The 12,136-nt window shown below is 49.2% G+C and carries 11 protein-coding genes; all 11 read right to left on the reverse strand.

Features of this window, described 5'->3' with window-relative positions; all coding sequences use genetic code 11:
* A partial coding sequence (locus tag ACP7IZ_RS12950) for a transposase (protein WP_426849611.1) occupies positions 1-210 on the reverse strand: 210 nt, incomplete at its 3' end.
* A gap of 146 nt (positions 211-356) precedes the next feature.
* Positions 357-1,853, reverse strand: a complete 1,497-nt coding sequence (locus ACP7IZ_RS12955) for an outer membrane beta-barrel protein (RefSeq protein ID WP_006117388.1) — start codon at positions 1,851-1,853, stop codon at positions 357-359.
* Positions 1,854-2,177: 324 nt separating this feature from the next.
* Positions 2,178-3,104, reverse strand: coding sequence for a LysR family transcriptional regulator (locus ACP7IZ_RS12960; protein WP_006117387.1), 927 nt, complete (start codon positions 3,102-3,104; stop codon positions 2,178-2,180).
* 94 nt (positions 3,105-3,198) lie between these two features.
* Positions 3,199-4,353 carry an acetylornithine deacetylase gene (argE, locus tag ACP7IZ_RS12965; RefSeq protein ID WP_006117386.1) on the reverse strand — a complete coding sequence of 385 codons (1,155 nt, stop codon included), beginning with the start codon at positions 4,351-4,353 and terminating at the stop codon, positions 3,199-3,201.
* Positions 4,350-5,966, reverse strand: a complete 1,617-nt coding sequence (locus ACP7IZ_RS12970; RefSeq protein WP_006117385.1) for a GMC family oxidoreductase — start codon at positions 5,964-5,966, stop codon at positions 4,350-4,352. Before ACP7IZ_RS12970 ends, argE begins: the two co-directional genes overlap by 4 nt.
* A complete protein-coding gene (locus tag ACP7IZ_RS12975) occupies positions 5,966-7,360 on the reverse strand; it encodes a purine-cytosine permease family protein (protein ID WP_003630594.1) in 1,395 nt (464 codons plus the stop codon). The genes ACP7IZ_RS12970 and ACP7IZ_RS12975 overlap by 1 nt, the downstream gene beginning before the upstream one ends.
* Positions 7,361-7,482: 122 nt before the next feature.
* Entirely contained in the window at positions 7,483-7,890 is a 408-nt protein-coding gene (locus ACP7IZ_RS12980) for a RidA family protein (protein WP_003630593.1), read from the reverse strand.
* Positions 7,891-8,027: 137 nt separating this feature from the next.
* A complete protein-coding gene (locus ACP7IZ_RS12985; protein ID WP_006115465.1) occupies positions 8,028-9,509 on the reverse strand; it encodes an aldehyde dehydrogenase in 1,482 nt (493 codons plus the stop codon).
* Positions 9,509-10,768 carry a flavin-containing monooxygenase gene (locus tag ACP7IZ_RS12990; RefSeq protein ID WP_012813251.1) on the reverse strand — a complete coding sequence of 420 codons (1,260 nt, stop codon included), beginning with the start codon at positions 10,766-10,768 and terminating at the stop codon, positions 9,509-9,511. Before ACP7IZ_RS12990 ends, ACP7IZ_RS12985 begins: the two co-directional genes overlap by 1 nt.
* A gap of 58 nt (positions 10,769-10,826) precedes the next feature.
* Positions 10,827-11,597 carry a DUF1028 domain-containing protein gene (locus tag ACP7IZ_RS12995; RefSeq protein ID WP_006115463.1) on the reverse strand — a complete coding sequence of 257 codons (771 nt, stop codon included), beginning with the start codon at positions 11,595-11,597 and terminating at the stop codon, positions 10,827-10,829.
* A gap of 129 nt (positions 11,598-11,726) precedes the next feature.
* A partial coding sequence (locus ACP7IZ_RS13000) for an IS5 family transposase (protein WP_426849616.1) occupies positions 11,727-12,136 on the reverse strand: 410 nt, incomplete at its 5' end.

Genomic DNA, 12,136 nt, shown 5'->3' on the forward strand with positions numbered 1-12,136 from the left:
CTCTCGATCAGGCAGGTCACTCACCGCAGGCGCATTGGCACGTTCATGCAGACGGGTCCATTTTGACAGCGTGTCAGGATGAATATCCAGCTTTGGCGCTATCATCATCACTGCAGACCACCGCGAAGGATGGTTCTTCTCTTCCTCCAGAACCATGCGGGCTGCACGGTCACGAAACTCAGGCGGAAAACGCTTCGATTTATTGCTCATGAATTCTTCTTACCTCACGGGTCTTTCTGTCTCCACAAAACCCGGGGCAATTCACATCCTCAGATGGTCCGTCTTTCGACGAACGCATCAGGCCAGTGCTATCCGCGCTCACTCACGACACAAAATGCAACTGTAGTGCTAAACACCTAGAAAGACCAGGTTGCATCACAGCTGAACCAGAGCATGTTATTTGTGCCGTTATTGACGGTTGGGTTCTGCACGGTTCCGGCCTGGTTGAATGGGTGCGTGCCGTTAAGGGATTTATCCAGCCGGATTTCAGGTCGGATGGTAAAGCCCCCCAGAGCCAGCTTCTTGTTCACGAACTCTGGTCGGTAGGAGACACCCAGCGTCAGTTCGCCATAGGTTGTGGGCAGAGCGTTGTAATAGGGGAATGGCTGGTTGCTGAGTGCTTGCGTGAGGGAGTTGAAGCTGGAATATTCCGTAATCACCCCACCCGTGTTGTCACGGAAGATTTCACCTCGTGCATTGAATGTCAGCCAGGGGTGGATGTCGTAGGAAAAGTAGGTTGTGACACCATAGGCATCATCGCGCAGGGAATCATCGTGCAGATAGGTGCCATCCACGGAAACGGTCATCTTGTCATTGATATGATACGTGGCCATGACATCCGCATTATACTGCATGAGGCTGTTGGCCTGCTTGCCAATGCCCGCACTCACCCACCCTGTGGGGGAGACAATGGTGCGGCCATTGTTGCCCTGCGGCCCAAAGTGCCCGATGGCATGCACATCCAGCTTGCCATCCATCAGCTTGTTCCACGCCAGACCAAAATAGCCCTTGGGCTTGTTGTTGTTGCCCGATGCGCCAAAGGTTGTGGAGTTGCCTGCATCCACCCCCAAAATCCAGTCCATGTGGCGTGTCAGATGCATGGTGGCCAGAATACCCACCGTCTGGAACGGCACGATATAATCGGATGCGTAGTTGTAGGTGTAGAAGGGGCGCGCCAGAGCTGGCGTGCCTTCTGCGCCCATAATGCCATACATCTGGCCGATCTGCACATCAATGCCACGCTTGAAGATCCACGGCAGGTGCACATCCAGATGCGCCTGTGTAGGGGCCCACTGATACAGCCCATGCAGGGAGCCAGAACCCATCCCGATTGTGGGGTCAAACCGCGCATCGGAACCATACATGGCTTCCAGCACAAAGCCGATGCCATACCCACTACCTACAGACGTAACAGGGTGAGACAATGACCCAATAATCTGGTTCAGTGTGACCGTATTCGCCCGATCTGAATAGTACTGCGCAAAGTTGCGTCCTGAGCGTGTCCAGGGGTTGCCTGAAATCCCCGCTTCAATAGAGACGTGCCCTTCCAGCCCTTCCCAATATGTGGGGGTATGACCGGGTTTGACATGGAACAGATTACCCGCCTTAGGCTTCATGGCCTCTTCCTCTTCAGAAAGAGAAGTCACAGGTGGTTCTTCCCCATCTGTTGGGGTGCCTGCGCCCTTTTCTGCCTCTTCTGGCTTAAGGGTTTTGGCAATGTCTCCTACCTGCACCTGTGCCGGCGCAGAAACTTGTGCGTGGGCTGTTGGCATACCTGTTTCACACAAAAATGCAGCGCAACATGATAGCAATACAAATTTGAAGGCACTTCGATCGATCAGGGTCTGTCGCATGTATCACCTACTTTGCACAAAAGAAACATAACGATCCCGAAACATTTGGAGCAAAAAAATCCATCCTTGAAGAATACTTTGTATGCTCTTCATATCAGGAATATTTCACGATTAGGTAATAATATAAATACAAAATCCATATATTATTACCGTCCATATTTCTAAAATAGTAATTTATAAATATATTTTTGGTCAATATAAATTAAAATCATATAGCGTAATTTTTTCCTATTCTCCATTTCTGGAAAACTGAGGCATATCTTTAATTGGATAGCCCTCAATTTACGCTTCCTTCTGCACCAAAACTTATAGGAAGAAAATCTGCTAATTCAGAGTTCCCGGCAATGGCTTTCCAGAAAGATCTTGTTCACACATGTCCAAAAAAGCTGAAACACGAAAAGGAAATTTTTGATCTACAATTGTAAAAAGTCCATATAAAAGTGGTGCGCATTCATCTTCTAATGTTAGATAAGCTAAAGATTTGCCATCCAGTGCCTGCTGATTTCGTGGGCGCGCATTTCCTAACCCAAAGCCCACACCTCTTGCAGCCAAACTACGGATCACATCCATACTTGGATAATGACCTGCAATACATGGTGTGATTCCCGCTGAAGCAAACAACTGTAGAAAATATTCCTTCGAAAAAGGCAGATCAAGCAAAAGAAAAGGCTCATCTGCCAGATCTTGCAATCGTACACATTCTTTTGCAGCTAATGGATGGTCACTTGAAGTAAATACATATGGCGGCAGTGCAGAAAGCGGCTGAAAACCTATCATAGGGGGCAATGTCATATTATAGCCAATCATGACTGATATTTCACCATTTCGGAGTTTATCTATCAGTTCTTCATGATGTCCGGCAATGACGCGCAAGCGTGCTTCCGGGTAAGCAGCCGAAAAATTCTGAATAAGATCTGGCGCTAGTAGAGGAAATAGCGTTGTCATGCAACCCACCCTCACTTCCCCTTGCACACGCTTGAGCATACCGTTCAGAGAGGTTCCCAATTCCTGAGCGTGCAATAAAAGTGTGCGCGCTTCCTGTAAAACCAGACATCCCTCTGCAGTAAGAGACAGACCTTGTGCATGATGACGTATAAAAAGTGATACCCCAAACACGCTTTCAAGATGCGCGATAGCGGCAGAAATTGCAGGCTGAGAGATCGGAATTTGGCGAGAAGCCTGCACAATGGAACCCAGCTCTGCAGTGGCGACAAAATATTCAATCTGCCGCAAAGAAAACTTCACCTTCAACGTCTCCTTCTAGGTAGTACTTGAATAGCCACCTATTTTCTCATCATGCTGTTTAAACCTGCTAATGTAAAAATCTTTCCATGTCGGTTTTATTTTATAGAAGTTTCTCTACTATTTTTTCTACAAACTGAACGCCCGCAGATAATTCATCCAAACGAATAAACTCATCTGCCTTATGCGCACGATCAATAGATCCTGGTCCACAAACCACTACCGGTATATCAAGATATTCTTTGAATAACCCACCTTCCGTGCCAAATCCAATATATGAAGGCGCATTATCTCCTGTAATAGCCATTATCTCCTGCAAAAATGGCGTACCATCCCGTGTGTTTAATCCTGGATATGTATTAAGTGTTTCAATCTCTATACGTGCAGAGGGGTACGTTGTGCAGAGACGAGCTCCTTCCTGCTTTAGTCGTTCAATATAGAGCGCAGGATCTACTCCGGGCAATAAACGCATCTCGAAGTGCACTTCACACAAATCTGGCACAATATTCAGCGCAACACCGCCTTGGATGAGCCCAACCTGTAAGGTATTATATGGTACTTCAAAATTCTCATCTTGCGCGCCATTGTTTTGCAATTCATCTTGCAGGAACTTAATGGCCTGTACCATATCTGATGCAAGCAGAATGGCGTTAGAACCACGTGCGGGATTGGCCGAATGCGCAGCCAGACCGTGGCAGACAATGCGTGCGGCCAGTTTGCCTTTGTGGCCAGATACCACATGTAAATTGGTGGGTTCCCCAATAACACATCCACGCGCCTGAAATTTATGAACAGCTAGAGAGCGTAAAAGTGAGTGCACTCCTACACAACCTATCTCCTCATCATACGAAATAGCCAAATGCAACGGCGCTCGCAGGGTTGTTTTTTGGGCAGCATACCGCGCGGCCACCAACATACAAGCGAGAAAACCCTTCATGTCACTTGTTCCGCGTCCATATAGGTTTCCATCATATGCAGTCAGGGTAAAAGGGGCAGTTTTCCATGGCTGCCCTTCTACGGACACAACATCACTATGAGCTGAAAGCACAATGCCATCTGGAGTGTCCGGCCCAATACTGGCCAGCAGATTAAAACGACCAGCCTGCTCGCCTGGCACACGCAGGCAACGCGCCCCACATGCACGCAGAAATTCTTCAACCCAATCAATAAGGTTCTGATTTTCTGTGCGACAGATAGTGGGAAAAGCTACCAACTGTGAAAGAATGTCTTGCACAGATAGATCATACATTGAGGTCATACGGCATCCGCCAAAATCATATCGGATGCCTTATCTCCAATCATCATCGTTGGTGCGTTGGTATTGCCACTTACCAACGTTGGCATGATGGATGTATCCGCTACGCGTAGGCCTTTTAGTCCACGCACCTTCAAATCAGGCGTTACAACACTCGTATCATCTGCTCCCATGCGGCAGGTACCTGAGGGATGAAACACTGTGCTTGCCGATGCGCGCAAATACTCTATTAATTGATCATCTGTCTGAATATTGGCTGTGGGCGCCATTTCCTTGCCTCGTATCGCATCAAAAGGAGATGCACGAAGAATGGAACGCGCCAGTTTTACGCCTTCCAGCAGCACATGCGTATCTCTTTCATCAGAAAGGAAATTGAAATCAATGTCCAGGTTCCTGCTTCCATCACGTGCCAAGCGAATGCTCCCGCGGCTATAAGGTCGTAGCACACATGTATGGAGGGCAAATCCGTGGCCCCATTCAAACAACCGTCCACGATGGCTACGGTAACCCGGCACAAAATGAAACTGAATATCTGGCACATCCTTGGCGTAACGTGTGGATGCAAAACCTCCAGCTTCTACATAGTTTGTTGTCAGCCAGCCCTTACGTTTAAGCAGAAATTGCAAAGGTGATGGCACAACAGAGGAGAGTGAAGCTGTTGAAAAGCCAAGCGTTGAAGCTGAATCAGAGCGGATGGTAACCAACCCATCAACATGATCTTGCAGATTGCGCCCCACTTCTGGCAGATCAGCCACAACTGGCACGCCTGCAGCCAAAAGTTCGCGGGCGTTACCAATGCCTGATGACATAAGCAGATGTGGTGATCCGATAGCCCCTGCGGAAAGAATAGTTTCTCGCCGAGCGCGCAGAACATGAAACTGCCCATTCCGCTCTATGGTGACGCCCTGCACTTCCTTGCCATCAGTTACAAGGGAAACAACCTTGCAACCAGTAACAACATGCAAATTTGGGCGGGAACGCACAGGCGCAACAAAAGCACGATAAGCACTTAAGCGTTTTCCGCCCTTTTGCGTCACATCATAAATACCTATGCCATCAAGTTTTGCGCCATTAAAATCAGTATTCTCTTTCAGCCCTACCTCTTCGGCAGCTTTAATAAACAGGCGCGAAACACCCAATGGATCACGCGGCTGATCTACAACCAATTCACCACCCGTGCCATGAAAATGCGGGTCTTGGTGCAGATGATTATCTTCTTCCCGCATGAAGTATTTTAGTACTGCGTCATACCCCCAACCAGTGCAGCCCATGGCCTCCCAACCATCGTAATCCGAACGCGCACCACGAATGTAGATCATGCTGTTCATGGAGGAAGATCCACCTAACATGCGGCCCCGTGGCACATGGATGCGTCTATTATCCAAATATTTCTGCGGTGTGGAATAATACTGATAGGTATATTTACGGCTTTTATAAAGTGAGATTGTGCCGGCTGGAACATGAATACGCGGTGTATTGTCTGCTTGCCCTGCTTCCAGAAGCGCTACACGCAAATTGCTTCGCGCACTCAAACGATTGGCAAGCACACAGCCAGCAGCACCAGCGCCTACGATAATGAAATCAAATTCTGTCGGAAAATCGTTCTGGCCACTCATTATTCTGCACTTCCTGCAACAGGCTGCGTATGCCGCTCATGCCGCATCAGCCAGACGTAAAACACAGTCACAAAGATCAACCCTACAATCCACGAAATGTCTGCGCCACCAAGCATGGTAGCTATCGGACCGGTATAAAGACCGTTTGAAACAAACGGGATCTGGATAAGGATACCAAACACATAGGCACTCAACGCGGGCCAGCAGTAACGGCCATAAATGCCTCCATCAGCCCGAAAAAAAGAGGCAACATCATATTCGCCATGTCGGATCAGATAGAAATCAGCAAGGTTGATCGCAGTCCATGGTACCATGACGTAAAGCAGTAGAAGAATAAAGTTTGTGTATTCCTCCATAAAGTTTGCTTCTGTGCCGAGAGCGATAAGAAGAGAAAGGCCAGACAGAACAACAGCCGTACCTGCGCGCCCGACATGCGTGGCTTTCCATGAAGGAAAGATGGTCTGAATAACTGTAATGGCCGACAACGCACCACAATAAAGATTCATGGCGTTTGTAGAAGCAATACCCAATGACAGAACGGGAATAATAAAAAGTGCAAGTGGACCAACTTCTTTTGTAAGTGTAGCGACCACATCGCCCCCACCCGCAATGACACCCAGAAGTGCACCGAGAATCATGGGGAATAGCGAGCCCAGCACACATCCCCAATAGCTTGCCATAAATGCCTGACGGTTACCGGTGCCCGGAGGCAGGTAACGCGAATAGTCTGAAACATAAGGCGCGTAAGCAATTTGCCACAAAGCAGCAGTAGACAAACCGCCAAGAAAGCCAGAGAGGGTAAATGTGCCGTGGGCCAGCGTGGCAGATGAAACACCGTTAATGCACAGTATCCATACGAAACACAAAACCAATGCAATGCCGGATACAACCGTCATAAACCGCGTATAGGCATGGATTAGATCATGCCCATAAATAGTAGCAATCAAGCTGACGAGGCCGAGCAATATAACGCATGTTTTTTCAGGCAAAAATGTTGCAACAGTGTGCAGAGATTCTCCGCCCAAAACGAGATTGGAAGCAAAGAAGCCAACATACATTATCACCACCAGGCAGATAACAGCCATGGCCCCTACTGAACCAAACTGCCCGCGTGTTTGCACCATTTGCGGCACACCAAGTTGTGGCCCCTGTGCTGCGTGCAGCGCCATGAACAGACCACCAATCATGTTACCCAAGACAGCCGAAAGCATGGCGGGCCAGAAAGGCAGACCAAACACAGTTGTTGCAAGCGCGCCTGTGATAATGGTCAGCATCATGATGTTTGAGCCAAACCACACCGTAAACAAATCACGCGGACGACCATGCCGCTGATCAAGTGGGATTTGATAAATGGTATGAGCTTCTGGCCCTCGTGCCGTCGTGGTGTCAGTCATCGGACGGTTCCTTCCTCTGGCATTCAACAGCAATTACTGTTTGTATGCAGGATATCATATTGGAATCGTAACATTATCAAGACATAAAAAACCCCCGCCAAAGCGCAGCGGGGTGTTCGCAATCATTCACGCTCAGCGATAACATCTACCTCAATCAGCCATTCTGGGCGGGCAAGAGCCACAACAACCAACCCTGTAAATACAGGGAATACGCCCTTCAGGCGGCGCCCCAATACACGATAAGTGGCTTCACGGTAGCGAATATCTGTGAGGTATACTGTAACTTTGCAGATATCTGTTAGCTTTGCGCCTGCTTCAGATAGCAAAAGTTCAATATTATCTATTACCTTTTCGGCTTGAGCCACCGGGTCTCCAACCCCTACATTTTCACGTGTATCAAGATCCTGAGGCACCTGCCCGCGCAGATAGATTGTATTTTGCGTAATAACGGCCTGACAAAGATCGTTATCAAGTTCCTGCTCGGGATAAGTGTCCTTCGTATTGAAGGGACGAAGACGAGTATGAGCCATAATCTATGTGTCTCCTGTATGAACTGTTTCGATACGGCGACCCAGCACGTATCAAACGATCACATTGCGATTGTGGAATGTTTTGAGGTATCAGAAAAAGAAATTATTTCTGACCCTCTACTTCTGAATTCCTGATGTTAGTACTGAATCCAAACTGTTTTCAGCGCGGTGTATTTATCAAAGCTATGCAGTGATAAATCCCGCCCAAAACCTGATTGCTTAACACCACCAAAAGGTGTCATGGGAGAAAGAGCATCTACGGTATTCACAGAAACCGTGCCAACCTGCAGTCGTTCCGAAAGATCAAGCGCCCGTCCAATATCTCGTGTCCAGACAGAAGCAGCCAAACCGTAAGGCGTATCATGCGCTAGCTGAAGAGCATCTTCTTCATCGCGAAATGTTTGAATAGCCAGGACCGGCCCAAAAATTTCTTCACGTGCGATCAAAGTATTCCGAGGCACATCTGCAAAAACTGTTGGCTGAATAAAGGCGTCTGACGCACCAACCGTAATACGATTTCCCCCCGCAACAAGACGGCTACTTTCCCGACCAGAGTTTAAAAACTCTGCAACACGTGCTGCATGGCGATTATCCACCATAGCGCCCATTTTTGTATCTGGGTCTAGCGGATTTCCCGGGATAATTGCTTCAGCCCGCAGCCGCATACGCTCAATCATTTCATCTACAATAGACTCATGCACCAACAGGCGTGAGTTTGCAGAACAGACTTCCCCCTGATTGAAAAAAATTCCAAAGGCAGCTTGATCTGCCGCAACATCAAGATTTGCATCCGGGAAAATAATGTTGGGGCTTTTCCCGCCTGTTTCTAGCCACACCTGCTTCATGTTGCTCTCGCCTGCATAGCGCATGAACAACTTACCCACTGTGGTGGAGCCCGTAAAAACCAGACAATCTACATCATCATGCAAGCCTAGCGCCTGCCCTGCTTCTTCCCCCAGACCTGGCACCACATTCAGAACGCCATCGGGTAGACCGGCTTCGGCTGCAAGCTCCGCCAGACGCAAAGCAGAAAGTGGAGATTGTTCTGCTGGTTTAAGAACTACGGAATTACCCGTTACAAGGGCTGGAGCTAATTTCCAGATAGCAATGTCCAGCGGAAAATTCCAAGGCACCACAGCCCCAACTACCCCCAGAGGTATGCGCCGGATCATCGCAACATCACGCCCCCCCGTTGGAGCCACCTCATCGTATAGCTTGTCTATAGCCTCTGCATGCCATTGTAGGCATTGCGCCGCCCCAGGCACATCCACATTCGTGGTCTCGGAAATTGGCTTCCCCATATCCAGCGTATCAAGAAGCGCAAATTCATCAAGATGTTCACGTATCAGCACAGCAAGACGTAGGAGTGTTTCCTTACGAGCGCCAGGAGTAAGACGAGACCACCGCCCATCTTCAAACGCCCGACGGGCTGATTTTACAGCCCTATCAATATCCTCTGCGCCTCCTCGTGCTACCTGTGTCAGAATAGATGACGTTGCTGGATTTACATCTTCAAACCACTTTCCAGATCTGGCGGGTACAAATTTCCCATCAATCCAGCAATTATTACGAAATTTCAGAGCATCGGCGCGCTGTGTATAATAGGATAGGCTTTTCATTATCCCTCCTCGCGCGATGGCTTGTAGGCCATATAACCACGCTGTTTGGCAATGTGATCTGCTACATATTTTGCATCATGCCACACCCCCCATATGAAGGACGAGCCACGGCGTGTCTGCCACGGCAGACCAAGAAAATAGATCCCAGGTTCAGCAGAAACGCCACGCTGGTGGTGTGGACGCCCCTGCTCATCCAACGCTTCCACCTTTAACCAGCTATAATCTACTCCAAAACCAGTTGCCCATATAATGGTGTTAATACCAGCGTTTTGCAGATCCAGCTCCAAAACAGGATGCTTCATGCATTCTGGATCTGGCAGCATATCACGAGCTGTAGGTTCTTCTGGCAGATCAAGACCATTACGCGTAACGTATGTATCTGCCTCCCCTAGCAAGGAAAGGTAGTTTGCATCCCCTTTGGCAATATTTTCGGCCAGATCTGGGGCAAACGTTAACACGCCATCATGAAATGTCTCGGTACGCCCAAGAAGTGTCATGCCCTCAGATGCAAGACGCCGGAAATCAAGCGTATGCCCACCATTTGCGCCACTTACGGCAATTGTTGTGTGCTCTACCCCCGGCGTTGCTTCTGCATCCCATTTATTGAGAACACCTAGCCACCATACGAAATCACGCCCACGATAATGCCGAGGGGGACGATCATGCGGGCCGACAGACAAATAAACCTTCCGTCCACTCCGCATCAGCTCCTCAGCTATTTGTGCGCCAGAAGATCCTGCCCCTACAACCAAAACAGCACCTTCAGGCAGTTGTTCTGGATTGCGGTAAGATGCTGAATGAATTTGGGCAATACCGGAAGCTTCTGGAACTATAGGAGGAATAACAGGTATTTGGAAAGGCCCTGTAGCAGCAACAACAGCCTTGGCTTCAATAACACCTTCCGATGTTTGCACAGTAAAGCCAAGACGCCCAGCGTTACGCCGCACTTCTTTTACCTCTACCCCACAACGAATGGGAGCATCGATTTTTTGGGCATATGCAGCAAGATAATCAGCAACACGCTCTTTAGGAACAAAATCATCCGGGCCATCATGCTGAAATTCCAAATGCGGAAAGCGATCATGCCATGCTGGACCATTGGCCACGAGAGAGTCCCACCGGCAACTGCGCCACCGTTCTGCCACGCGGTTACGTTCAAGCACTACATGTTCAATGCCATAGCCGCGCAAATGTTCGCTCATGGCAATGCCAGCCTGACCAGCCCCAACTACAAGAACTTCTGTTTTCTCGATGGTCATATTGGTGTCTTCTTCCAAAAAAATAGATAATTTTTAAAGAAATCAAGAATCTTATTTTTTACTCATCACCAGGAACGCCATAAGATGGCGCAACTTCTGGGTTAAGGCAGCGTGTGACATAGTCATGCATTTGGGGCTGCCAAATAGTCCACAATTCTTCCAGCTTTGTTATCGGAGCTTCGTCCCAGTCCACACGCAGATCGGCTAAGGGCCAAGCTTCTTGGGCCACCACCTGCAACCCGGCAGAACGAACGGGGCCAGCCTCTCCTCCTGCGGCAAGTCCGGCCTTCATGGCCACAATAACGCGGGCTCCCAGTTCTTTGCTTTTTTCCGATTGTTCAAAGCTGCGAACAATGGCTTCCACTACGCATTTGGAGGCGAGAAGATTTCCGGTAGATGCAATGTTCACACCACACAGATCAGTGCTCAGCCCCAGCGCTTTGCTTCCGGTATACACCGCTGTGCGACCTTCACGGTCAATTAAGCTCATTTGTCGGTAATGAGGAAAAGTGCAGTTGCGTACAATGATATCGCGCGCTTCTGTAGCCGACGCTCCTGCCTCTAGTAGATCCAGTGCCCATGGCCCAAGGCGAGGATCCGTTACATTTTGCGTTGTAACAGCTCCCACTCCTGCTCGTGCAAACCCACAACGCGCAGCAACAGAAGGAGAGGATGAAGATACAGCCACCGCGAATTGTCCACTTTGTGGGCAGCGCGCCACGATTGAAAAGGTCATGGAAGAACCCCTTTCTGAAGAGACATAATCTAACCAGACAGCAGGCGTCAGGTATGACCTTACGGTGCCACCATCATTCCCAAACCGAAACATTGACTTTTGGAGGTTGTGCTTTTGTTTTTCTGATCCAAAAAATATCTAACGTCGGGAATGCCGTGGGGTTCTTTATTTATAAGAAGTTTATAAAGAGGTAAGGTGATATCAGTTCCGCTCTAGGGCCTGTTAGAGCTTGATCCAGTCTGCTGCGGCAGCGATGTGGATGACCGCGAGGAACGACGTTGCTGTTTTTTCATATCTGGTTGCGACAGCGCGCCACTCCTTGAGGCGAGCCCAGAGGTTCTCAACGAGATGCCGACACCGATAGGCCCATTTGGGGCAGGCGACCGGGCCATCGCGTCGTTTCGCAGGAATGGCTGGCCGTGCTCCCATGTCCCATATCCGTTCACGCATGGCGTTCGACGCGTAGCCCTTGTCCGCTACTACCCACAGGGGAGTGGCGGGAAGGCTGTCGAGCATGGCTGGTGCCAGAGGCAGTTCATGAGCCTGTCCAGGGGCCAGCGCAAAACCGAAGGCTTTTCCATGTCCATCAGCGATCACGCAGACTTTTGTGCCATAGCCACCGCGAGAGCGGC

This window comes from Acetobacter sp. AAB5 (assembly GCF_050106715.1).
Classification (GTDB): Bacteria; Pseudomonadota; Alphaproteobacteria; order Acetobacterales; family Acetobacteraceae; genus Acetobacter; species Acetobacter oryzifermentans.

What these genes read in the sequence shown, in the direction of transcription:
- ACP7IZ_RS12955 (WP_006117388.1), bottom strand. Translation starts at nt 1,853, where the DNA reads ATGCGACAGACCCTGATCGATCGAAGTGCCTTCAAATTTGTATTGCTA.
- argE (WP_006117386.1), bottom strand. Translation starts at nt 4,353, where the DNA reads ATGACCTCAATGTATGATCTATCTGTGCAAGACATTCTTTCACAGTTG.
- ACP7IZ_RS12970 (WP_006117385.1), bottom strand. Translation starts at nt 5,966, where the DNA reads ATGAGTGGCCAGAACGATTTTCCGACAGAATTTGATTTCATTATCGTA.
- ACP7IZ_RS12975 (WP_003630594.1), bottom strand. Translation starts at nt 7,360, where the DNA reads ATGACTGACACCACGACGGCACGAGGGCCAGAAGCTCATACCATTTAT.
- ACP7IZ_RS12980 (WP_003630593.1), bottom strand. Translation starts at nt 7,890, where the DNA reads ATGGCTCATACTCGTCTTCGTCCCTTCAATACGAAGGACACTTATCCC.
- ACP7IZ_RS12985 (WP_006115465.1), bottom strand. Translation starts at nt 9,509, where the DNA reads ATGAAAAGCCTATCCTATTATACACAGCGCGCCGATGCTCTGAAATTT.
- ACP7IZ_RS12990 (WP_012813251.1), bottom strand. Translation starts at nt 10,768, where the DNA reads ATGACCATCGAGAAAACAGAAGTTCTTGTAGTTGGGGCTGGTCAGGCT.
- ACP7IZ_RS12995 (WP_006115463.1), bottom strand. Translation starts at nt 11,597, where the DNA reads ATGTTTCGGTTTGGGAATGATGGTGGCACCGTAAGGTCATACCTGACG.